Source organism: Flavobacterium rarum (SeqCode), assembly GCF_965234445.1.
Taxonomy (GTDB): domain Bacteria; phylum Bacteroidota; class Bacteroidia; order Flavobacteriales; family Flavobacteriaceae; genus Flavobacterium; species Flavobacterium rarum.
In genome coordinates this window covers 1-23,394 of sequence record NZ_OZ248501.1, presented here as the reverse complement: position 1 = coordinate 23,394, position 23,394 = coordinate 1, and the positions used below count along the sequence as shown (strand labels likewise).

At 34.3% G+C, this 23,394-nt stretch carries 23 protein-coding genes and 4 tRNA genes; 5 read left to right on the top strand and 22 right to left on the bottom strand.

The annotated features are described in order from the left end of the window. Window positions 1–21 precede the first annotated feature (21 nt). From rplA to AC8GF4_RS10930, 14 genes are all read right to left on the bottom strand, one after another. Window positions 22–711, bottom strand: a complete 690-nt coding sequence (rplA, locus tag AC8GF4_RS10995) for a 50S ribosomal protein L1 (protein ID WP_073203489.1) — start codon at window positions 709–711, stop codon at window positions 22–24. A 13-nt stretch (window positions 712–724) separates the two neighbouring features. Next, the gene (gene rplK, locus AC8GF4_RS10990; RefSeq protein ID WP_035639405.1) at window positions 725–1,162 is read right to left on the bottom strand and encodes a 50S ribosomal protein L11; all 438 of its coding nucleotides are present in this window, start codon (window positions 1,160–1,162) and stop codon (window positions 725–727) included. A 67-nt stretch (window positions 1,163–1,229) separates the two neighbouring features. Beyond that, window positions 1,230–1,781 (bottom strand): transcription termination/antitermination protein NusG, encoded by a 552-nt coding sequence (gene nusG, locus AC8GF4_RS10985; protein WP_506594641.1) that lies wholly within the window; start codon window positions 1,779–1,781, stop codon window positions 1,230–1,232. A gap of 9 nt (window positions 1,782–1,790) precedes the next feature. Further along, window positions 1,791–1,988, bottom strand: a complete 198-nt coding sequence (gene secE, locus AC8GF4_RS10980; RefSeq protein WP_116763649.1) for a preprotein translocase subunit SecE — start codon at window positions 1,986–1,988, stop codon at window positions 1,791–1,793. An 18-nt stretch (window positions 1,989–2,006) separates the two neighbouring features. Further along, window positions 2,007–2,077 (bottom strand) — tRNA-Trp (locus AC8GF4_RS10975). A 54-nt stretch (window positions 2,078–2,131) separates the two neighbouring features. Continuing rightward, window positions 2,132–3,319, bottom strand: a complete 1,188-nt coding sequence (tuf, locus tag AC8GF4_RS10970; RefSeq protein WP_506594638.1) for an elongation factor Tu — start codon at window positions 3,317–3,319, stop codon at window positions 2,132–2,134. 54 nt (window positions 3,320–3,373) lie between these two features. Beyond that, window positions 3,374–3,445, bottom strand: a tRNA-Thr gene (locus AC8GF4_RS10965). Between the two features lie 85 nt (window positions 3,446–3,530). After that, a tRNA-Tyr gene (locus AC8GF4_RS10960) sits at window positions 3,531–3,611 on the bottom strand. Between the two features lie 57 nt (window positions 3,612–3,668). Then, window positions 3,669–3,742 (bottom strand) — tRNA-Thr (locus tag AC8GF4_RS10955). Between the two features lie 90 nt (window positions 3,743–3,832). Then, complete coding sequence (gene hpf / locus AC8GF4_RS10950; RefSeq protein WP_264565263.1) at window positions 3,833–4,135, bottom strand: ribosome hibernation-promoting factor, HPF/YfiA family; 303 nt, start codon at window positions 4,133–4,135, stop codon at window positions 3,833–3,835. A gap of 35 nt (window positions 4,136–4,170) precedes the next feature. After that, a complete protein-coding gene (locus AC8GF4_RS10945) occupies window positions 4,171–5,067 on the bottom strand; it encodes a tyrosine-type recombinase/integrase (protein ID WP_506594637.1) in 897 nt (298 codons plus the stop codon). A 70-nt stretch (window positions 5,068–5,137) separates the two neighbouring features. Then, complete coding sequence (rpsU, locus tag AC8GF4_RS10940; RefSeq protein ID WP_024982054.1) at window positions 5,138–5,335, bottom strand: 30S ribosomal protein S21; 198 nt, start codon at window positions 5,333–5,335, stop codon at window positions 5,138–5,140. A 260-nt stretch (window positions 5,336–5,595) separates the two neighbouring features. Continuing rightward, window positions 5,596–6,735, bottom strand: a complete 1,140-nt coding sequence (locus AC8GF4_RS10935) for an acyl-CoA dehydrogenase family protein (RefSeq protein WP_506595065.1) — start codon at window positions 6,733–6,735, stop codon at window positions 5,596–5,598. Window positions 6,736–6,752: 17 nt separating this feature from the next. Further along, window positions 6,753–7,637 (bottom strand): ComEA family DNA-binding protein, encoded by an 885-nt coding sequence (locus AC8GF4_RS10930; RefSeq protein WP_506594636.1) that lies wholly within the window; start codon window positions 7,635–7,637, stop codon window positions 6,753–6,755. 237 nt (window positions 7,638–7,874) lie between these two features. On the opposite strand from AC8GF4_RS10930, the gene AC8GF4_RS10925 reads away from it, so the two are divergent. Then, window positions 7,875–9,353 carry an amino acid permease gene (locus tag AC8GF4_RS10925; protein ID WP_506594635.1) on the top strand — a complete coding sequence of 493 codons (1,479 nt, stop codon included), beginning with the start codon at window positions 7,875–7,877 and terminating at the stop codon, window positions 9,351–9,353. A 302-nt stretch (window positions 9,354–9,655) separates the two neighbouring features. On the opposite strand, the gene AC8GF4_RS10920 is transcribed toward AC8GF4_RS10925, so the two are convergent. The 5 genes from AC8GF4_RS10920 to AC8GF4_RS10900 form a co-directional block, all read right to left on the bottom strand. Continuing rightward, window positions 9,656–9,883, bottom strand: a complete 228-nt coding sequence (locus AC8GF4_RS10920) for a PspC domain-containing protein (RefSeq protein ID WP_506594633.1) — start codon at window positions 9,881–9,883, stop codon at window positions 9,656–9,658. A 148-nt stretch (window positions 9,884–10,031) separates the two neighbouring features. Continuing rightward, window positions 10,032–11,303, bottom strand: a complete 1,272-nt coding sequence (locus AC8GF4_RS10915; RefSeq protein ID WP_506594631.1) for a DUF2851 family protein — start codon at window positions 11,301–11,303, stop codon at window positions 10,032–10,034. 128 nt (window positions 11,304–11,431) lie between these two features. Then, the gene (locus tag AC8GF4_RS10910) at window positions 11,432–11,914 is read right to left on the bottom strand and encodes a 3'-5' exonuclease (RefSeq protein WP_506594630.1); all 483 of its coding nucleotides are present in this window, start codon (window positions 11,912–11,914) and stop codon (window positions 11,432–11,434) included. A gap of 77 nt (window positions 11,915–11,991) precedes the next feature. Continuing rightward, on the bottom strand, window positions 11,992–13,353 hold the full coding sequence (locus tag AC8GF4_RS10905) for a pyridoxal-phosphate dependent enzyme (protein WP_506594629.1): 1,362 nt from the start codon (window positions 13,351–13,353) through the stop codon (window positions 11,992–11,994). A gap of 122 nt (window positions 13,354–13,475) precedes the next feature. Continuing rightward, window positions 13,476–15,431, bottom strand: coding sequence for a putative porin (locus AC8GF4_RS10900; protein WP_506594627.1), 1,956 nt, complete (start codon window positions 15,429–15,431; stop codon window positions 13,476–13,478). Window positions 15,432–15,813: 382 nt separating this feature from the next. On the opposite strand from AC8GF4_RS10900, the gene rnhB reads away from it, so the two are divergent. Then, window positions 15,814–16,473 carry a ribonuclease HII gene (rnhB, locus tag AC8GF4_RS10895; RefSeq protein WP_506594625.1) on the top strand — a complete coding sequence of 220 codons (660 nt, stop codon included), beginning with the start codon at window positions 15,814–15,816 and terminating at the stop codon, window positions 16,471–16,473. 42 nt (window positions 16,474–16,515) lie between these two features. Here rnhB and lipB read toward each other — a convergent pair whose 3' ends face one another. Further along, window positions 16,516–17,217 (bottom strand): lipoyl(octanoyl) transferase LipB, encoded by a 702-nt coding sequence (gene lipB / locus AC8GF4_RS10890; protein ID WP_506594624.1) that lies wholly within the window; start codon window positions 17,215–17,217, stop codon window positions 16,516–16,518. An 89-nt stretch (window positions 17,218–17,306) separates the two neighbouring features. After that, complete coding sequence (locus AC8GF4_RS10885) at window positions 17,307–18,047, bottom strand: hypothetical protein (protein WP_506594621.1); 741 nt, start codon at window positions 18,045–18,047, stop codon at window positions 17,307–17,309. Between the two features lie 313 nt (window positions 18,048–18,360). On the opposite strand from AC8GF4_RS10885, the gene AC8GF4_RS10880 reads away from it, so the two are divergent. The 3 genes from AC8GF4_RS10880 to lysS all read left to right on the top strand — a co-directional run bounded on the left by AC8GF4_RS10880 (window position 18,361) and on the right by lysS (window position 22,861). Beyond that, a complete protein-coding gene (locus tag AC8GF4_RS10880; protein WP_506594620.1) occupies window positions 18,361–19,593 on the top strand; it encodes a hypothetical protein in 1,233 nt (410 codons plus the stop codon). Window positions 19,594–19,607: 14 nt separating this feature from the next. Then, window positions 19,608–20,618, top strand: a complete 1,011-nt coding sequence (locus AC8GF4_RS10875) for an NHL repeat-containing protein (protein ID WP_506594618.1) — start codon at window positions 19,608–19,610, stop codon at window positions 20,616–20,618. A 533-nt stretch (window positions 20,619–21,151) separates the two neighbouring features. Further along, on the top strand, window positions 21,152–22,861 hold the full coding sequence (gene lysS / locus AC8GF4_RS10870; RefSeq protein WP_506594615.1) for a lysine--tRNA ligase: 1,710 nt from the start codon (window positions 21,152–21,154) through the stop codon (window positions 22,859–22,861). Between the two features lie 53 nt (window positions 22,862–22,914). Here the strand turns inward: lysS and AC8GF4_RS10865 are convergent, their stop codons facing one another. Next, complete coding sequence (locus AC8GF4_RS10865) at window positions 22,915–23,364, bottom strand: group II intron maturase-specific domain-containing protein (protein WP_506595063.1); 450 nt, start codon at window positions 23,362–23,364, stop codon at window positions 22,915–22,917. Window positions 23,365–23,394: the final 30 nt, after the last annotated feature.

The window sequence follows — 23,394 nt, the reverse complement described above, 5'->3', positions numbered from 1 at the left end:
CTAAAAATTTTTAACTACCAATTATACTGCTTTAGGGTCCAAAGCAATTGCTGGACTCATTGTGCTAGTAAGGTAAATACTTTTGATGTAAGTTCCTTTAGCCGCAGTTGGTTTAAGTTTGATTAATGTTTGAATAATTTCGTGAGCATTGTCAACAATTTGTTCAGCTCCAAAAGAAACTTTACCAATTCCTGCATGCACTATACCAGTCTTGTCAACTTTAAAGTCGATTTTACCAGCTTTTACCTCTTGAACAGCTTTTGCAACATCCATAGTTACAGTACCTGTTTTAGGGTTAGGCATTAAACCTCTAGGCCCTAATATACGACCTAATGGACCTAATTTACCCATTACAGAAGGCATAGTAATGATTACATCAACATCTGTCCATCCGTCTTTTATTTTTTGTAAATAATCGTCAAGACCTACAAAGTCAGCACCAGCAGCCAAAGCTTCCGCTTCTTTATCTGGAGTAACCAATGCTAATACTTTAACGTCTTTACCAGTACCATGAGGAAGTGTTACAACACCTCTCACCATTTGATTCGCTTTTCTTGGATCTACACCCAAACGAACTGCGATATCAACAGACTCATCAAATTTTGCAGAAGAAACTACTTTTATTAATGCCGCAGCATCTTTTAAAGAGTATAGTTTGTTCTTTTCAATTTTTGAAGCAGCCTCTTTTTGCTTTTTTGTCAATTTTGCCATGTCTTTCTCTTAATTAAAAAGGAGAATCTCCTGATACAGTTATACCCATAGATCTAGCTGTTCCTGCGATCATGCTCATAGCAGATTCGATAGTGAATGCATTTAAATCTACCATTTTATCTTCAGCAATTGCTTTGATAACATCCCAAGTAACGCTTGCTACTTTTTTACGATTTGGTTCACCAGATCCTGACTTTAGCTTTGCAGCTTCCAATAATTGGACTGCCGCTGGAGGAGTTTTTACAACAAAATCAAATGATTTGTCTTTATACACAGTAATTTGTACTGGGCATATTTTGCCGGGTTTATCTTGAGTTCTAGCATTAAATTGCTTACAAAACTCCATGATGTTTACCCCAGCAGCTCCTAAAGCAGGTCCAACCGGTGGCGACGGATTCGCAGCACCTCCCTTAACTTGTAGTTTAACTACCTTACTAATTTCTTTAGCCATTTTTTAAAAAATTTAACACAACAATCATTGGAAGCGATTGTGGTGGATATTATAGATGTAACAAAAATTATACTTTTTCAACTTGCATAAAACTTAATTCTAACGGTGTTTTTCTTCCGAAAATTTTAACCATTACTTCTAGTTTACGCTTTTCTTCATTTATTTTTTCAACCGTACCGTTAAAACCATTAAAAGGTCCATCAACAACCTTAATAGTTTCACCTAAATTGAAAGGAATAGAACGAGTGTCTGTATTAACAGCCAATTCATCAACCTTACCTAGCATTCTATTTACTTCAGATATTCTAAGCGGAACAGGCTCACCACCTTTAGTTTCGCCTAAAAAACCGATAACACTTGTTATGGATTTAATAATATGTGGAATTTCACCAATAAGATTAGCTTCAATCATAACATAACCAGGAAAGTAAACTTTATCCTTAGAAAGTTTTTTACCGTCTTTTACAGTAACTACTTTTTCAGTAGGCACAAGAACTTGCGAAACATAATCCTCCATCCCAAGACGGGTAATTTCTGTTTCAATATAAGCTTTCACTTTATTTTCTTGTCCGCTTACTGCACGAACTACATACCACTTTTTTATATTATTATCTGCCATTACAAAAAATTATGCTTTTATCCAGTTAAAAAACACAGCTAATGTTTTTGCAAAAACTTCATCCACACCCCATGTTGCTAAAGCGAATACCACTGAAAAAACAGCTACAACAATCGTAAGACGTTGTACTTCAGCCCAAGCTGGCCAAGTTACATTTGATTTTAATTCTTCAAATGATTCTGATATGTAATTAACAACTTTTGTCATCGTGATTAGTTTATTTTGCACGGGCGGAGGGATTCGAACCCCCATCAACGGTTTTGGAGACCGCTATTCTACCCTTGAACTACGCCCGTAGTTAATAAAAACCAGTGCCGTCTAAAACGACACTGGCTTATAATTTATTTTAATTAAGCTACAATTTCAGTTACCTGACCTGCACCTACAGTTCTACCACCCTCACGGATTGCAAAACGCAAACCAATACTCATTGCAATTGGGCTTAACAAAGTAACATTTATTGTTAAGTTGTCTCCTGGCATTACCATCTCTACACCTTCTGGTAAAGTAATAACTCCTGTCACGTCAGTTGTACGTACGTAGAACTGTGGGCGGTAGTTATTATGGAATGGTGTATGACGACCACCTTCTTCTTTTTTCAAGATATAAACTTCAGCTTTGAAAGTAGCGTGTGGCTTAACAGATCCTGGCTTGATAATAACCATACCTCTTTTGATATCCGCTTTATCAATACCTCTCAACAACAAACCTACGTTATCTCCAGCTTCTCCTCTATCAAGGATTTTACGGAACATTTCAACTCCTGTAATAGTAGAAGTCAATTTTTCAGCTCCCATACCGATGATTTCAACTGGATCTCCAGTATTTGCAATACCTGTTTCGATACGACCTGTAGCAACAGTTCCACGACCAGTAATTGTAAATGAATCTTCAACAGGCATTAAGAATGGTTTTGCAATATCACGCACTGGCTCTTCGATCCAAGCATCAACAGCTTCCATTAATTCAATAATTTTTGGTACCCAAGCTGGATCATTATTCAATCCTCCAAGAGCAGACCCTTGAATAACTGGACAATTATCACCATCATATTCATAGAAAGACAATAAGTCTCTAATTTCCATTTCAACAAGTTCCAATAATTCCTCATCATCAACCATATCCACTTTGTTCATGAATACAACCATTCTAGGAATACCAACTTGACGTCCTAAAAGGATATGCTCACGAGTTTGTGGCATTGGTCCGTCAGTTGCAGCTACAACAAGGATAGCACCGTCCATTTGAGCAGCACCAGTAACCATGTTTTTTACGTAATCCGCGTGACCTGGACAGTCAACGTGTGCGTAGTGACGGTTTGCAGTTTCATACTCAACGTGTGATGTATTAATTGTAATACCTCTTTCTTTTTCTTCAGGAGCATTATCAATTTGATCAAATGATTTTGCTTGACAGTAACCAGCATCAGATAACACTTTTGTGATTGCTGCTGTTAAAGTAGTTTTACCGTGATCTACGTGTCCGATCGTACCAATATTTAAGTGTGGTTTCGAACGGTTAAAGGTTTCTTTTGCCATTTTACTTAATTTTTAATCTAGTTTATATATTTATTTCAATTTCCTACTTACTTGAGCCAACTACGGGAATTGAACCCGTGACCTCTTCCTTACCAAGGAAGCACTCTACCTCTGAGCTAAGTCGGCAGAGAGTTCTGATTTTAGATTTTCGACTATAGATTTTAGATTTAAAATCTGAAATCTACATTCTGAAATCTCAACTTCTTACTTGTGGGGAGAGCAGGATTCGAACCTGCGAAGTTTACACAGCAGATTTACAGTCTGCCCTCGTTGGCCGCTTGAGTATCTCCCCTTTTTTTTTCCAATATTGCAAATAACAAATTCCAAACGCTTTGGAAGCCTTATTTAGAGCCGGCGGAGGGACTCGAACCCACGACCTGCTGATTACAAATCAGCTGCTCTAGCCAACTGAGCTACGCTGGCAATTTCAAAAAAAAAGTCCGCTATTTCTAACGGACTGCAAATGTAGAGATTTTATCTTTTAATCAAAACATTTTTTTGAAAAATTTTTAATTAAATATGTGTTCTTAACTTTTCTTTACGTTTTACTAGCAACCTTTCTATTGATTCTGCAGCTTGTTCTGTTGCTTCTTCAAACGTTTTGCATTGTTTTTTGACCAAAAAATCATCTCCAGGAACATTAATCTTCATCTCAACAATTTTATTTTCCTTATCACTTGTCTTTTCTACTTTCAAAAAAACATCAGACGAAACTACTTTGTCATAATATTTTTCCAACTTATCCATTCTATCCTGAACAAAATCTACTAGCTTTTTGTCAACAGTAAAGTTAACGGCATGAACATTTACCTTCATAATCAATCTTTTTTAATGGTTAAACATTTTTCGAATCATTTTTTATTCCTAGGATGCGATTCTTGATATACTTTTTTGAGCTCTGATAAGCTACTATGTGTATAAATTTGAGTAGAAGCAAGACTAGAATGCCCTAATAATTCTTTAACAGAATTTAAGTCGGCTCCGTTATTTAAGAGATGGGTCGCAAATGTATGTCTTAATATATGAGGACTTTTTTTTACTTTCTCGGAGACAGTACTAAAGTATGAATTAATTAATCGATACACAAAAGAATCATTTAATTTTAACCCTTTTTTTGTAATAAACAAATATTCATAATCAATAATCTTTTCCAATCCTTTCCTCTCTTTACTATACAACTCCAATTGTTCTTTTATAATGGGCAATATAGGAAGTATACGTTCCTTATTTCTTTTACCTAAAACTTTTACCGTTTGATTAGAAAAATCAACATTAATTAATTTAAGATGAATCAACTCTGTACGCCGCATTCCTGTTGTATAAAACAAATCAATAATTAATTTATTTCTTACTTCATCAAACCCCATTGGCTCCTGAACTGTTTCTAATACCGCATTTAACTCTTTTTCAGAAAAAGGTATCTGTAGCAATTTTGGCGTTTTCAAAGCTTTATGCTTTAACAAAGGATTTACGGATATTTGTTTTGTTTTTAATAGAAACTTGTAATACGCCTTTAAGGAAGCAATTTTTCTATTAATTGTAGTATTTGAAATATTATCGTCTACAAGAGAAACTATCCAGTTTCTTACTTGATTATAATTTACCAGATCAATAGTTTCCTGCTCGAAGTTTTGTTTATTAAATGACTCGAAGTAAGTAATATCATTTAAATAAGCATTTATCGTATGCGGAGAATATTTTTTTTCGAATTGCAGATAATCTCTAAATGCACTTTTATTTGTAGTCATAAAAAAACCGTTAGCATCAAAGTTAAGAAACTTTAATTACTAACGGTAAATTTATTTTAATAGAATACGACTAGATATTTTCTAAACCATCTTTCATGTTTTGAATATAAGCAGCTTTTTGAAATTTCATTCTATTGATAACTGATGGTTTTATAAAAGCAGTACGTGCTCTTAGTTGTCTTACAGTTCCAGTTTTATCAAACTTTCTTTTATAGCGCTTAAGTGCTCTATCGATATTTTCTCCGTCTTTAATTGGTATAATTAACATAATTTTATCACCCCCTTTCGTTAAGTGTGCAAAAGTAAACATTATTTTGTATTCTGAGCATTATATTTCAACTATTTTTTTTGAATTTATTTCAACTGAAAACAAAAATAGAATTTTACACCAAAAATTGTCTTGGTCGCGCGTGAAGGATAGCAGCTAGCTACCGAAGTAGCGCGGATAGCCTGACAGCATACAGGTAAAGGGGCGTATATGCGCAAACCACATCTGCCCCCTTACCTGTATGGTGGCACGCCCAAATCTTACTTCAATAAATTTCTAGAGATTACCACTTTTTGAATCTCGGTGGTCCCCTCGCCTATTGTACATAATTTTGAATCTCTATAAAATTTTTCTACGGGATAATCTTTTGTATAGCCATAACCACCATGTATCTGGACTGCATCATTGGCTACTTTGACGCAAACTTCTGAAGAATACATTTTTGCCATAGCACCCAAAACGGTCACAGGGCGGTGTTGTTGCTTTAAGAAAGCCGCTTTGTGCAATAGCAATTCGGATGCTTCAATCTCTGTAGCCATATCTGCTAATTTGAAAGAGACTCCTTGAAATTCGGAAATTGGCTGGCCAAACTGATGTCTTTCTTTGGAATATTTTAAGGCGGCTTCATAGGCTCCTTTTGCAATTCCTAAAGATAATGCTCCAATAGAAATACGTCCACCATCTAGAATTTTCATAGCTTGAATAAAACCTTGACCCACTTCGCCTAATCTATTCGCATCTGGAATGCGACAATTATCAAAAATCAATTCGGCGGTTTCACTGGCACGCATTCCTAATTTATTTTCTTTTTTGCCCGATGTAAATCCAGGCATTCCTTTTTCGAAAACAAAAGCGGTCATTCCTTTGGAATCTCCTTTTTCTCCTGTGCGAACAATTACTACAGCAATATCTCCTGAAATGGCATGTGTAATAAAGTTTTTAGCACCATTCACCACCCAAAAATCACCGTCACGAACAGCTGTTGTATTCATACCACCAGCATCGGATCCCGTGTTATGCTCAGTTAATCCCCAAGCTCCGATATGTTCAGCAGTCGCTAATTTTGGAATCCACTTTTTCTTTTGCCCTTCATTACCAAAAGTAAGAATATGGTTTGTACACAATGAATTGTGAGCTGCAACAGACAACCCTATTGAAGGATCTACTTTTGATATTTCTTCTACTATCGTAATGTATTCATGGTATCCTAGTCCTGAACCGCCAAGTTCTTCGGGAACCAAAATACCCATAAAACCCATTTCGCCTAATTTTTTGAATAATGAGACAGGGAATATCTGTGCTTCATCCCATTCCATTATAAAAGGTCTTATATTTTTTTCTGCAAAATCTCTAATGGATTGCGCAATCAAAGCCTGCGTTTCGTTGTAATCAAAATTCATCATAAATGTCTTTTATATTAAAAGTCCAAATATAAGGCAATAAAATTTGCTTTTTCAACAGGAAAGCCGTTAATTTTTATCAAATCCTCAATATTTTTAAAATCGCCATTCATACTTCTATATTTTACTATTTGTCTTGCTATGTCGTATTTAAAATAAAAAAAATGAGAAAGCTCTTTTAAAGAGGCATTATTAACGTCAATTTTATTTAAATCCGGAAGTTTAGAAATCACAAAGTGAGCATTTAAATTCAGGATTACTTCTGGTGACAATCCCCAAACCTCTTTGAGTTGTTCCATAGCTACAAACCCGCCTAGTTTTTCTTTTTGTGTTAGAATACGAACAGAAAGTACTTCTCCTATTCCATTTATTTTTACAAAATCCTCTTTTGTCGCTTGATTAATATCGATAAGAACTATTTTTTCTTTTTTGATGAAAGCCGAATTCTGAGCAAATTTATATTCCTTATATTCTTTATTATTATTCACCCAATTAGGAAATTTAAAAAAAGGAGCGATTGCATTCAATAATGAATCTGAAACTTTAGTCACGTTTTGAAATTCCTTGGCCGAATTAACAAACTTATTCTCTTTTCGAAAAGCGAGAAGTCGGTCTATTTCCTGAACTGACATTCCAAGTTTGTATCCTTTGTAATCTGAAATAAAATTGGGGTTGAAAAGATACGTTTTGTATTGTTTTTTGTTTCCGTTTAATTTTGCAGCATCAATTTCCGTTTGCAATGAAAACCATTTTTGTTTTTCTGGATTTTCTTTTAGAACAGAATTGAAATCAGCAAAAAAATAAGCGAATTGCAAAATAATTATAATTGCAAAAAGAATAACAATTCCAGTTTGCTGTTCTTTAGAAAACTTGAACAACTGCCTTATTGAATTAAAAGCCATACATCATAATCTTATAAATTTTGAAATATAAAAATATAAAAAAATACAATACAATTCTTTTATAAGAAAAATATTAATGAATCGAAGAGTAATAAATTAAAATGCAAATGATACCAATTTTTGCTTAAACAAAAAATCGATAGTTATAGAAATTTGTTAGTTAAATGAAATTATAATTTTTATTTTTTATAAAAAACAATACATTTGGCACTTAATAACATTTAAACCATAAAAACCATGTCTATTTGGAAAAGAAAACCATTAGCTCAACTATTAGCAGAAGCTGCTGATTCTGAAAAAGGATTAAAAAGAACATTAACTGCTTGGTCATTAGTTGCTCTAGGAATCGGAGCTATTATAGGAGCTGGATTGTTTGTAAGAACAGCTACGGCTGCAGCTCAAAGTGCTGGGCCATCTGTAACAATTGCCTTTGTGGTTGCGGCTATAGGTTGCGCATTAGCAGGATTGTGTTATGCAGAACTTTCGTCTTCTATTCCAATTTCGGGTAGTGCTTATACTTATACATATGCAACAATGGGTGAATTTCTTGCATGGATTATTGGATGGGATTTAATACTTGAATACGCTGTAGGTGCTGCAACTGTTGGTATTGCTTGGAGTGAATACCTGAATAATTTACTGACAAATGTGTTACACACAGACCCCATACCTTTTGCATTATGCCATTCACCATTCCAAACATCAGCAACTGGTGAACATGGAATGATCAATTTACCTGCACTATTTATTGTAGCTGTTATCAGTTTATTATTAATAAAAGGAATACATGAATCAGCAGTAGTAAACTCTATCATTGTTGTTGTCAAAGTTCTAATTGTAATACTAATTATTGTATTGGGATGGAATTTTATCAATCCAGTAAATCATACACCTTACATTCCACCTACAGATATTTTCGTTGATGAACACGGAGTAGGACATGCCTATGGAGGAATAATGGGAATATTAGGAGCCGCTGGTACCGTTTTCTTTGCATTCATCGGATTTGATGCTGTGAGTACTGCTGCGCAAGAAACTATTAATCCTAAAAAGAATATGCCAATTGGTATTTTAGGATCTTTGGCCGTTTGTACTGTTTTATATATTCTTTTTGGACATGTATTAACAGGTCTTGAGCCAGTAGAATTTTTTAGAACAGATGGTAAAGAGGCTTCTGTTGCCAATGCAATTATAGACGCTATGGGCGCAAGCTACAATTGGCTCGCACAGTTTGTTACTGTAGCTATTTTAGCTGGTTTCTCCTCTGTTATTTTAGTGATGTTATTAGGTCAGTCAAGAGTTTTTTATTCTATGGGTAAAGACGGTTTGTTACCAAAAGCGTTTAGTGATCTACATCCAAAATACAAAACTCCTTACAAAGCAAATCTTGCTATTTTAGTTATCGTTGGGGCATTTGCCGCTTTTGTACCTGGAGATATTGTAGGAGACATGACTAGTATTGGTACTCTGTTCGCTTTTGTTCTTGTGTGTATTTCCGTAATCATTTTACGTAAAAAAGAACCAAATATGGTTAGAGAATTCAAAACACCTCTTGTTCCTTTTGTTCCATTATTAGGAGTTGCAGTTTGTTGCGCTATGATGTATGGTTTAGGTTGGACTAACTGGTTGAGACTTTTTGCTTGGATGGCTTTGGGAGTTATTTTCTATTTCGCTTATGGAAAGAAAAATAGCGTACTGAACAATCCAAAAGAGTAAGTTCAATTAACATAAAAAAAAGGGATTTTAAAGCTTAAAAACTTTAAAATCCCTTTTTTTATGTTTAAACCCAGATTCCGCATTAGAAATCTACTGTATCTGAATTCTTCTTCAAAACCAAGAACTTTTTTTACGCTTTTATATTTTACATTGGAGTTCAAGATACGCTTTGCTTGATTCTCCTATTTTTAAATTCAAAACACAAAAGTATTCCATCTTCAAAAATAGTCCGTGAGCTCCTATTTTTATTGAATAATTCAGTTTCGTGACGAAGTCTAATGCGGATTCTGGGTTGAAAATAACTACAAATCAAATACAGAAGTTCGTTTAGCTCGAATTAAATCTTTGAGACGAATCCAGAATGCTAATGTAAGATAAACTCCAAAACCCAATCCTGCAGTTACAAAAGAGATGTAAATAAAAAAAAGTCTGACGCTTGTTACCCGCATTCCTAATTTGTCTGCCAATCGAGAAGACACATGGAAACCATATTTTTCTAGAAAGAATTTTAATTTAATCACAGCTTTCATTTTTTGGGTTTTGGGTTATGGGTTATGGGTTATGGGTTATGGGCAAAAATACAAAATTTATGGATATGCAAACCTCTTAAAAAAACCTCACCCCACCCCTCTCCAAGGGATAGGGAGCTAGAAATGCAACATAATCTACTGTTGTTTTCTAATTACTTTTCAACAACTCCATTCCGATGGCGCAACCAAGGCATTTATTCTTATTGCAATATTCATTTTTTAGTTGCAGTAGTGCTTGCGTTTCAAAAGCGTTTTTTGATTTTATACCAAAAGAACTAAACTTTTCGATAATAGAATTCATTTCAGGGTCGATATCGGTTAAAACATTTATTAAATCTTCTGACACTTCTTTTCCTTGACTTTTGGCATAAGCAAATTGAAGAGGAATAATAGTATTCAAAATAATTAAATCCACAAAAGACTTAGACAAAGCCTTCTTTTTCTTAGGACTTACTTTGTCAAATTGATAATGAGTCTGCCAATAAGTTGAAACCGAAACTTGAAACAAACTGTATATTGCACCAACTGAAGTCAAAGTAGTCACTTTTGAAAATAAATTTTGATGTTCATGATACAAATTGGCTAATTGTGAAAGGCGAATCGTAGGGAAATTATCAGGTCGATGTTTAAAAAACTGAACGGGTTCGCCGCAATTTTTCTCTATCTGATATTTATGAAGCAAATAAAAATACCTGAATTTTAAATCTTTGAAATAGGCATCTTCTTTCTCTGCATCCAATAATCCTGCAGCCCCAAACAACAAAGCTTCGAGATTCTCTACTTCAAAACATTCTTTACGAATTATAGAAAACAGAATAGATTGGGCAATCTTGAGAAAAATTTCTCCATTGGTATTCAATCCAAAATTCTTCGCTAAAAGGCAAAACAAAACCGCTTCCCAATCACTATTGGTTTCTTCTAACAATTCCAAAATAGGATTTGACTTTCTTTCCAAACGTTCAAAAAATAAACGTTCTTGCCAATTGATTAAAGTAAACTGGGGGATTTCTTTTAGTTGTCTTTCGCAGAAAATCCACGATTTTGGAGATACTAACTTTTGATAATTGGCAATAGTAATTCCATCAACATAATTTTTAAGTTCTAGAACAGGAATTTCGGTATTGTTACTTCTATAAATCTCAGAATCATGTTCCCAAACCACATGAAGAATCACGTTTTCATAGCCCGTATCTTTCTCATGATGATGTACATACCAATCCGAAGATTTGAGGTGAATTTCTACATTTCCAGCCCATTTTTGGTTGCCTATCGTAATTTGGGCGTTAAAAAAATCTGGGCCTGCCTGTTCTAAGTACTGACCGACATTACTGATTGTGATTTCCTCATTATTGGCTGTTTTTAGATTCAAAGTATCAAATTTCTTGAACTTCCAGAGGTAATGTAGAAAATCTTCTTTCATTTTTCAGATTTGTTAGACTTTTAGATTTGTTAGATTTTTAAACTAAAGTAGTAAATAAATCAACAATTTGTCCTACAAAGTAAAAAAACCTCACCCCCCGCCCTCTCAAAAGAAGAGGGAGCCAAAAACTATCGCAATAAATACAATTTGGCACAAGCTCTTGCATCCGATAAAGCTTCGTGATGATTGAGTTTTATATTCATTTCGCGGCAACAATCGCTAAGTTTTGTTGGTTTCAAACCTTTGGCTTTATAAATTTTTACGGTACATTCCCAACGAGAGCCGATATTCAAATCCTCATAATTCAATCCGTAAAGTGCCATTGATTTAGCCAAAACATTACGGTCAAAACTTTCATTATGCGCAACAACTATTCTGTTTTGAAGTCTTTTTTGTATTTCAGGAAATACTTGCGCGAATGTTTTTGCATTTATCGTGTCTCTCGGGTAAATTCCATGCACTTGTATTGTAAAGGGATTGTATTCGTTATTGGGTGGTTTGATTAAGGTTACAAACTCATCTACAATAACACCATTTTCAACGGTAACAATACCCACTGAACACGGATGGAAACTAGTTGCAGTTTCGAAATCTATTGCGGTAAAAGTCATAGGAATTTTAGAATTAAGATTGCAGATTTTAGATTGCAGATTCTATATAAATCATAAAATCTGCAATCAAAATAACATTACTTCATCGATCTAATAATATCAGACTTTGTAATAATTTGATGATTTCCATTTAAAAGTTCTACCAATACAGCATCATTTTCTTTATTAAATAATTTGGAGACCTCTTCGATTGAAGCGTCTAATTTCACTATAGGAAAAGGTTTTCCCATTACTTCCTTGATGGGCTTATCGGCTACATTTTTGTCGGCTACGTAGCTTCTGAATAAATCGGTTTCGTCAACAGAACCAACAAATCCAGTAATGTCAACCACAGGAATCTGCGAAATATTATACTTGCGCATACGATCAATGGCATGCGAAACCAATTCCTCGGTACGAACTACAATCAATGGTTTGTCAATATGGTCTTTGATAACATCTTCGGCTTTGGTTACAACATCTTCCAAAAATCCTCTTTCTCTCATCCAGTCATCGTTGAACATTTTACCAACGTAGCGACTTCCCGAATCATGAAACAGAACAACAACCACATCTTCTGGTTTGAAGTGTTCTTTGAGCTGTAACAAACCTTTTATAGCAGCACCTGCTGAATTACCAACAAATATTCCTTCTTCAAGGGCAATTTTTCGAGTATAAACCGCAGCGTCTTTATCGGTTACTTTAGTAAAACCATCAATTAGAGAGAAGTCAACATTCTTTGGCAAAATGTCTTCTCCAATTCCTTCAGTGATATAAGAATAAATTTCATTTTCGTCAAAAATACCCGTTTCATGGTATTTTTTAAACACAGAACCATAGGTGTCAATTCCCCAAATTTTGATGTTAGGATTTTTCTCTTTCAAGTATTTTCCAACTCCTGAAATTGTTCCCCCTGTACCTACTCCAACTACAAAATGAGTAATCTTTCCTTCGGTTTGTCTCCAAATTTCGGGTCCTGTTTGTTCATAATGTGCAATCGAATTTGATGGATTATCATACTGATTAACATACCAAGAATTTGGTGTTTCTTCGGCCAATCTTTTGGAAACCGAATAATAGGAACGTGGATCTGTTGGCTCCACATCGGTTGGACAAACAACCACTTTAGCTCCAACCGCACGAAGAATATCCATTTTTTCTTTAGACTGCTTATCAGATATTACACAAATCAATTTGTATCCTTTGATGATTGCTACCAGTGCCAATCCCATTCCTGTATTTCCTGAAGTACCTTCAATAATAGTCCCACCTGGTTGCAAACGACCATCTGCCTCTGCATCTTCAATCATTTTTACCGCCATACGGTCTTTTACTGAATTCCCAGGATTGAAAGTCTCTACTTTTGCCAAAACCAAAGCATCGACTTCAGCAGTTATTTTATTGAGTTTTACTAATGGAGTATTCCCAATTGTTCCTAATATATTTTCTGAGTATTGCATTTTGTCTTTTATTTTGGTAGTTGTTTTTTAAACTACATTATAACCTTGTAGCTTGATTACAATAGTAAAAATAGTCAATTTTTAAATTTTAAACTTAAATATTAAACGACTAAGTTTTTAAATTAATTAAAGAAATTCCAAACTAATCCAAAGCGGATTAAGAAATCACGATACGGGTAATCTGGAGCAGAAAAATAATTGTTTTTTGAAAACAACGAATTAAAATGTTCTGCTTTCAAATAAATTCGAGTGCGTTGAATTCTAGCGTTTACAAAAAAATCAAGAAGCGGAAAATTACCAATCGAAGTCTGATTCTGAGTGAAAAATTCTCCAATCAAAGGGTTGTATCCATTGCTGTTGTAACTAGTAAAATAATTTAATTCTACCCCAATTTGGTAAAATAATTTTTTAGTAAACATTTCATCTGTAAAGTAAAATGTATTTCTAGTCACAAACTCTGGCACATTCAATATAGCATCCGATTGATCTACTTTTTGAAATAATAAAGTATTATCTAATGCCCATTTACCAATAACAAACTCTTTAGCCACTTTAATAGACCCATAATTTATTACTTTCCCGTATTGCTCTGGAGCAACTATTTGCTGCCCTAAAATTCTTTCTGCATCAGTTGTCACATCAGCAAAATACAAATGATCGTTTATAGAATTTAATTGCAAAGACAATTTACCCCATTTTGTATCTGCATTTACACTTATTGCATTTATTTTTTCATTTACAAAGTCATTTGACCAATTGTATTTCTTATAACTACTTTGGTACAAATTAAAATTATTATTTGGCAATTTATTCATGCTCTGATAGTGGAAAGAAACTTGGTTTTCCTCATTAACATCATACACCGCCGATGCATCCAAGTTGAATAAATTTTGACTGGTAATAGATTTAGAATACAAAAATTTTCCATTCCATTTGTCTTTTCTGTAATTGTATTGTCCTCCAACCATATTTATCTTCTGACTCAACAAATTAGGAACAGTTTCGGTATCCAAATACAAAATATTATTATAAAAATAGTTGGATCTCAAGTCATCAGCAAAAAAAGTAAAAGTTCCTAAAGTTGTGTTTTCATAGACCAACCCAAGCTTATTATACATTTTGTTATAAGTTGTCTTATCATTTAAGCCACTTGCTACAAATGATGTCCCAAAACGATTTACTTGTTTACCCTCTACATAAGAGGGTATAGTTTGTTGGGTATAGTCAAAATAAATATCTTCATAATTAAATTGTTCCGTTACATACAGATTATTTCCTCCTTTTTTGGGATTTACCCTAAATGTTTGATCAACAAAAAAACGTTTCCCTTTTAACAACGACATTGCATCTTCAAAATAAACACCTAATCTGGCTCTATTGTCAAATGCAGGATCTCCATTTTCAAAATCGCTTGCATTACTTATTCCACCATTTTCTTCGTTCTGAATCTTCTGCGCAACATAATGTGCATTGGCAACATAGCGTCCGTCTTTGGAATTGTAACTCGTTGTAAATCTAAAATTACCCGTTCTAGCTTCCTGATTGATGTATCGCCCTTCAGAACGCAACGCTCTATATGCAATAGAAAAATTCAATCTTGGAGACGGATTGATGGCAAAATAAGCGTCTGTAGACTGCCCTCTTAGAATTGTTGTTTTAAAATACAACTCGGTTACAGGAGTCGCCACATTGGCATACCTAATGTCTTCACCCTTACTGAAATTAAAATATTTTGCTGTAAAACCAAACTCAGGATAAGGCGAAAACCCATTCAATCCATACTGGAGTGTATTGTAGGTTTGCCCCTCATTGGTAAAACTCAAAAGACCAAAATTATCTTTTCGCAAGTAATTAAAAGAATGTTCTTTACGAATAGACTGTGAGGTATCAATATATGTAGTGTCTTTATCCAAAGAAATAATCTGATACATATCATAAGTAGCCTCAGGCGCTTTCTTCTTCTTTATGGAGTCCGAAGAATTGTATTTGCTATTATAATCAATTTCTTTAGCACTATTAACTTGAGAAAACAGGAGAATTGGGAAAGCTAAAAAAAATAAAGAAAAGTAAATTCTCATTTGAAAAGGGTATAATTAGGCACTAATTTCATTGATATACCGAGCAAAGGTAAAGGATAAAAACGTATAAATAAAAAAACACCTCAATTTATAGAACAAACAGCAAAACATAATATTTTTAAAACGACAACTCTTCATTTCCAAATAATTTGGGCGAGACCCCATTATTGCAAGTGGGCCTCTTCAGATACTGCATATTCGCCCCCTTACAATAACGCGGTCGGGCTATCCGCGCTACTTCGGTAGCTAGCTTTTATCCCTCTCGCATTCGCATGATGTGAAGTTTAATCCCAATATCTTTATTTTTTCCGAAACCAATTTGGTCTTAAAAAAAGAAAATCAAGAAAAAATCACAATATTTGCCGCACCAAAAGATTTCAACATGCTTCTAAATAATTTTTCTACATTTCTGCTTGAAACCGGTACCGACGAAGCAGGCCGTGGCTGTCTTGCCGGCCCAGTCACTGCCTCAGCCGTTATTCTACCAATAGATTTTGGAAATACAATCTTAAACGACAGCAAACAGCTATCCGAAAAAATCAGGGAAAAACTCAGACCTATTATTGAAGAACACGCTATTACATTTGCCGTTACCCATTTGCATCCCAAAGAAATTGATGAAATAAACATACTAAATGCTTCGATGAAAGCAATGCAAGAATGCATCTTGAAATTAACACAAACTCCCGAATTTATTATTGTTGACGGCAATCGAGCATTAAACGCCAAATTGGGTTTGAAGAACACTTTTGGAAAAAAATTCTCCAAAACTGAAATCGAATTATTAAAATCAATTCCAAATCAAAGTATCATAAAAGGCGATTCGAAATACCTAAGTATCGCTGCCGCTTCCGTCCTGGCAAAAACCTATCGCGATGAATATATGGACAAAATCCATGAAGAATTCCCCATGTACAATTGGAAAAAAAACAAAGGTTATCCCACCAAAGAACACCGCGAAGCCATACGCAAATACGGCACGACAAAATACCACCGAATGAGTTTTAGGTTGTTGCCAGAGCAGTTGAAATTGGACATTTAGATTGTTGGATTATTAGATTTTTAGAATTATCTAATAATCCAACTATCGAACAATCGAACATTCAAACAATTCAGCAAAATGTTTTAAGATTTTATCTTTGACTTCTTGTTCATCCACTTTTTCTACACCAAGTTCAACATTCAAAGAAGTTACCGCTTTACCTCGAATTCCACACGGAATAATATTGTCAAAATACCCCAAGTCGGCATTGACGTTTAAGGCAAAACCGTGCATCGTAACCCAGCGGGATGCGCGAACTCCTAAAGCACATATTTTACGCGCGAATGGCGTTCCTGCTCCTAGCCAAACTCCAGTTTCTCCATCGCTTCGGCCACATTCTAGTCCGTATTCTTGTAAAGTTAAAATGATAGCTTCCTCCAAGAAACGCAAGTATTTATGAATATCCGAAAAGAAATTCTCCAAATCAATAATAGGATAACCCACAATTTGACCAGGGCCGTGATAGGTAATGTCACCGCCTCTATTAATTTTGTAGAAAGTGGCTCCCTTGGATTCCAATTGTTTTTCGGATAAAAGTAAATTACTCAAATCACCGCTTTTCCCTAAAGTATATACATGAGGATGCTCTACGAACAAGAAATAATTAGGGGTTGGAATCTGAGTTTCCTCTCTCCTATTCTTAATCTTCAAATCTACAATACCTTTGAACAATTCTTCTTGGTATTCCCAAGTTGCTTTGTAATCTTTATTACCTAAATCTTGAAGTTGGATAGTTTTGTTCATTACTTTTATGAGATGCTAAGACACTTATACGCTATGAATCTTAGATTTATTTTGCAAAGGTACAAATGTTTATTTCATCTTAACAGGTTTTAATCAACTGCTTCTGGTTCCAAAACCAATTCAAGATTCGTGATTTCAGGATTTTGTTTACAGTCGGTTATTAAGAATTGCACTGATAGCGATTTACGATCATCGCTAATTTTGGCAAGCGGATTGGAAACCGATTGAATTTTTAAAGGAAAATGATAGTCTAAAACATAGCTCTGAACAAGTTTATAACCTTTGTAATGGGTTTTAATTTTTTCAATTTGGTCAAACTCTTTTTTTAATTGTACTGAATCGGTGATTTTTACGGTTCTGTTGAAACGATTACCTGTATAATCATAACTCACTTTATAATAATGTTCTTCTGCTGACAAAGCGTAGTTATTTTTAATATTATCCGCATAATTTTCAGCTTTATACAGATCAACAATATCGGTCGCTTTTTTGAAATTTTGAGACATTGTTCTTCGGAATTCTTTTTCGTAAGAACTTTTCTTAATGTGAACTTTTACATCAGCGTATCTCAAATAAACCTTTTTGTCTTCATTTGAATTTCTATCAAATGTTTCACCATATTTTTTAAAATAATCATTGAATACATAAGTAGTGTCTTTGAAAACATCTTCTTTTGAATATTCCTCTTTTGAAAGTTGCATATAGCTATTTTCGTCTCTTAATTCGGTTACTTCAATACTTCCGCTTCCGTCTGGATTGAGATAAAGGGTTTCCGTAACTTGACAACTTATTGTTAGAAAAATTAAACTCAGGAAGGAAATGATTTTCATACTTAATTATACTTTTAAATTTTAAAGATAAAGGTACATTGTTTTAAATTGACATCACAAAGTTTTAAAAGTTTTTAAAACCCTTATTCTTACTTTTATTTTTCTCTTTTTTTTCACTTTAATAAAAAATCTAACAATAATCAACTTTTTTTAATTCAATAAAAACACAACTTGATATTGACTAAATTCTTTTAGTAGAAAAAAATGTAAAATAAAAAAAAACGTTTAAAAAATAAAATCTGACATTTGCACTTTAAAATGTTAAAAAATACAATACCCCCAAAGTCTAAACAAACAATTTAATCTAACCTAAATGATCCCAAACATTAAAAACTGGCTAGTTCTCAACCTGCTACTTATTGGTTTTCTATTTCTAACAAGCTGTGAAAACGAAACTCAATACTCCAATTATTCGCCCAATTATTTAGCAAGCATTGATGCAACAATTTTACCAACAGGAAATCGACCGATGACTATGTTTGAAGATGCCGAAAGTTCATCAAAGATGTATGACAAAAAAGATCGTTGGTTTCGTGTAAACCAGCCGTTGCAAATAATTCAAAAAGGAAAAGATTCCATACAACTTTCCCTTTACTCTCCTGTTGGGCTGACTGATGTGAAAATCTATGCCAAACTTCCCAACTATGATAAGCGATTTGTAATTTATCAATTTACAAAAATACCAGCATTTCATCGTTCATTTCACCAAATTCCTTTAGTAACAGGAAAAAATGATTATCTATCAGAAACAGGCAATACCGTTACAATTGATAAAATTGAGGGTTTTTCGTCAGGTTCCATTCAGTTTTCAGTTGAATCAAGTGATCCTTTGTTCGCAAAATTCAAAAAAATAAAATCTTCACAATTGGTTCAATTTCATGATGGGTATCATTTAAATGAATTTGGTAAATTTTTACCAATGAACCCTGTATTAGCTAAAGAAGCAATAACTATGATTCTAAATTATTCTTATGCATTGAGTCATCCTATGTATTATGATACTTTCGTTAATTTTGACAAATACAAACAAGAACAAGCTGCTCTAACAGCAACAGCAGTAAATGGAGCATTAAATTGGCATGGAAATGCTGATGATGTTAATGGAGTTTACGATTATTTTACTAAAGCTGAAATTGAGCAACATTATAAGAACTATATTGACAACAGAACACTATACATGGCAATGGTAGGTGGGGATTCAGCATGGGGAGGCGGGGCATTAGCCTCTCAGTGGGAATCCGATTACATAACAGGACATTGGATTGGCGAAATGTCGGTTTGGTCACACGAGTATTCACATCACACAGGTTACAATCACAGTAGCAATTTAGCAAATAGTGGACAAGGTGGTGGACAACAAGAAATGTTAACTCAATTTTATAAATACTTAATATATTTAAATGACCTCCCATTTACAGATCCTGAAGTATTAAAGGGATGGAGCAAAACAAATTATTTGAGTAAAGTTTACAAAAAACCAGTATTTACAATTAATCCAAAAAATCCTTTCTTGCTAAAATATAAAGGCGCTGGAAAATGGAATTAACAAAATATACCAATATGAACAAAATAACTTTTTTTATAGTATTGCTTTGCACTTTTACAAATTGTAGCAAGGATTCTGACCAGATTGCCGATCCAACAAATTACACCTATTATTACCCAACAGATGAGGCAACAATTACTGCAAAACAAATTGGTGGTGGAACAGGAACATTAGATCCCAAAGGGATAGCAGTTGCAAACGATAAGTTGTACATCTGCAATGGTGATGTTCTCGAAGTTTTTGATGCTAAAACATTGGCGTATATCAAAACAATTACAAATTACTCCAAAGGAACTACCACAATATCGCTAACCAAACTTTCCTCCGTATGCGTTGATAATGGTCGCATTTATATTGGGAGTATTGATTCAAGACTTTTTGTAATTGATGAAATCACAAACCTTGGAATAAATACTGTTGGAAATGGTCAATGGTGGCAAACTTTTGTTCACGTTTTTGGTATTACAGTAAAAGATGGACTACTATTTATAAAAGAAAAAGAAAAATCCATTAAAGTATTTGAGACATCAAAAATCACTGATACTAGTTATTGGAATTTGAATCCCATTGCCAAACTAAGCACCTTAGAAGGATTTGACGAAATTTACTCCATGGAAATAGCATCTGGAAATTTAGTTGTTGCCGGAAGAAATGCAAAAGACTATCTATTTTACAACATTGAAGATATAAGAAAGAATGCTAAAAACTCTCTTACAACTCCAATAATACCAACAACAAAACCATTTAACGATGCAAAACCTACTGCTATATCTTTTAGTTCAGATTGGGCAGTAACATCAGAAAACGTTGGGAATTTAAATTACCTGCGTATTTATCCTAAAGAAGAGTTTTTGAATAGAAACTACAATCCAAGAATAAATGCATTTGATATTATGGGAGTAAATCCATTTGAAAATATTGTTAGTATCGCACAAGTTCAAGACCGTCTTTTTTTAGCTGATAATAAAGCTCAAAAAATAAGAATTATTAAACTCAATAAGTCAACAATAGCTGAGCAAAAATAAACCATACAAGGTTTTATTTTTACAAAAAAACAGCTGGGCGTAATTCATTTAAAACAGAGAAAAATAAAATTATTATAAAATAAAAAATGCATTTTTTGAAACAAATGCAAATACTATATTATAGAACACAATAACTTTGATTCAGTATGAATGCCGTTTTCTTAAAAACTCTTAGACCAAACTCGATTAGTTTGTCATTTCGACCTGCAGCGAAAATCACATTTGATGAACATATAATGTGATTCCAACTTAGTAGATATGACAAAACCTACTAATATTAGGTAACGAGATTGGTTTCTAAGCATTAAATATTTGAACACAATAAGTAAAAAATCAATATTAAACACCTTCAAACTTAACTGGTAATCACAATTCACAAAAGAAATCCTAAATTATTTGAGTATAAAAAATATAAAGAGTGAAAAAATTAGTTCTCGCCTTGATCAAAAGTGAGAGCACTAAAAAATTCATTTTTATGACTTTGTAATTTCAAGACATAAAGACTATCTTTGCACTCTTAAAAACAGCATAAAATGGCCTTATCAGAACAAGAAATCTTACGTAGAGAAGCACTTACAGAATTACGCAATTTGGGCATTGAGCCTTATCCTGCAGCCGAATTTATTACTACTGCCTATACCAGCGAAATCCTAGCCGATTTTGAAAAGTACGAAGGTAAGGAAGTGATCCTAGCCGGTAGATTGATGGGTAAGCGTATCATGGGAAAAGCTTCGTTTGCGGAATTGAAAGATGCTGAAGGACGTATCCAAGTGTATGTTTCGAGAGATGATATTTCGACTGATGAGGAAAAAACGATGTACAATGTGGTTTTCAAAAAACTATTGGACATTGGTGATTTTATTGGGGTTCGCGGTACGGTTTTTAAAACACAAGTAGGAGAAATCTCGGTTCATATTTATGGCTTGACGGTTTTGGCAAAAGCCTTGAAACCGCTTCCGGTGGTAAAAATTGATGCCGACGGAAAAACGCACGATGCCTTTGCAGATCCAGAGCAAAGATACCGTCGTCGTTACGTAGATTTGACGGTCAATGACCACGTTAAAGAGACTTTCATAAAAAGAACTAAATTGTTCAACTCGATGCGTTCGTTCTTTAATGACAAAGGATACCTAGAAGTTGAAACTCCTGTTTTGCAACCAATTCCTGGTGGTGCTGCGGCGAGACCTTTTATCACGCACCACAACTCGCTTGACATTCCGCTATACATGCGAATTGCCAATGAATTGTATTTAAAAAGATTGATTGTTGGTGGTTTTGACGGGGTATATGAGTTTTCTAAGAACTTCCGTAATGAAGGAATGGACAGAACACACAACCCAGAATTTACCGCAATGGAAATATATGTAGCCTACAAAGACTACAATTGGATGATGAATTTTACCGAAAACTTACTGGAACATTGCGCTATTGGTGTAAATGGAACGAGTGAGGCGACTTTTGGTGAACATAAAATCAATTTCAAAGCGCCTTATGCACGCGTTACCATGACAGATTCTATCAAACATTTTACTGGTTTTGATATTTCTGGAAAAAACGAGGCTGAGCTTTTTGAAGCAGCAAAAGGCATGGGAATTGATGTGGATGCTACAATGGGTAAAGGAAAATTGATTGATGAAATTTTTGGAGCGAAATGCGAAGGAAATTACATTCAGCCAACTTTCATTACTGATTATCCAAAGGAAATGTCTCCGCTTTGTAAACAACACCGTGACAATCCAGAGTTGACGGAACGTTTTGAATTAATGGTTTGCGGTAAAGAAGTAGCAAATGCGTATTCTGAATTGAATGATCCGATTGACCAAAGAGAACGTTTTGAAGACCAAATGCGTTTGGCTGAAAAAGGAGATGATGAAGCTACAGGAACAATTGATGAGGATTTCTTGAGAGCTTTGGAATATGGTATGCCACCAACTTCTGGTTTAGGAATTGGAATGGACCGTTTGATGATGTTTTTGACCAACAATTCATCCATTCAAGAAGTGTTGTTTTTCCCTCAAATGCGTCCAGAGAAGAAACAAGTTCAAATTGAATTGGAAGACGAAGAGAAAGTTATCGTAGCAATTTTAAAAGCAAATAACAATCAAATGGAATTTGGTTTCTTAAAAATAAATTCGGGATTGAGTGGTAAAAAATGGGACAAAGCCATGAAGAATCTTTCTTCTCTAGGGATGACTGAAGTGGTTGTTGATGGGGATGTGAAGAGTTGTCGATTGAAGGAGTAATTCTTAAAACATATTTACAATCGAGTAGGTAGGGGGATTACTCCCCCGCCCTCTCACACCACCGTGCATGCTCTCGCACACGGCGGTTTCTTTAGACTTTTAAACCTCTCGTAATGCCATGCAAGGTTGTACAAACCTTGTTCTTCAAACCAATCATTGCTCATTGCATGTTGTACTTGTGGACTTCTCGACTTTCGCCAGTGTCCTTTTCCAGACAGAGCTAACATCCAACTACTCCAATTCTTTACACCTAACTTTTTTAAGAATTGTTGTAAAGTAGAGACTCTTTTACATTGTTTTATGCGATAACATCTAAGTTTTCTTCTAATCCAACTGTCTAAGTCTCGCATTAGTTTCAAACTCTTTGAGTATTGAAAATACTGCAACCAACCTCTTAGCACTGGGTTTAGTTCCGAGATAAGGCTCTCAAAACTTCTTCCTCGATTGCGTTTAGTGATTAGCCTGATTTTGTCTTTGAAGCGTTTTTGATTTCGCTTTGAGATACTTAACCAACCTACTTTTTGGATTGTATA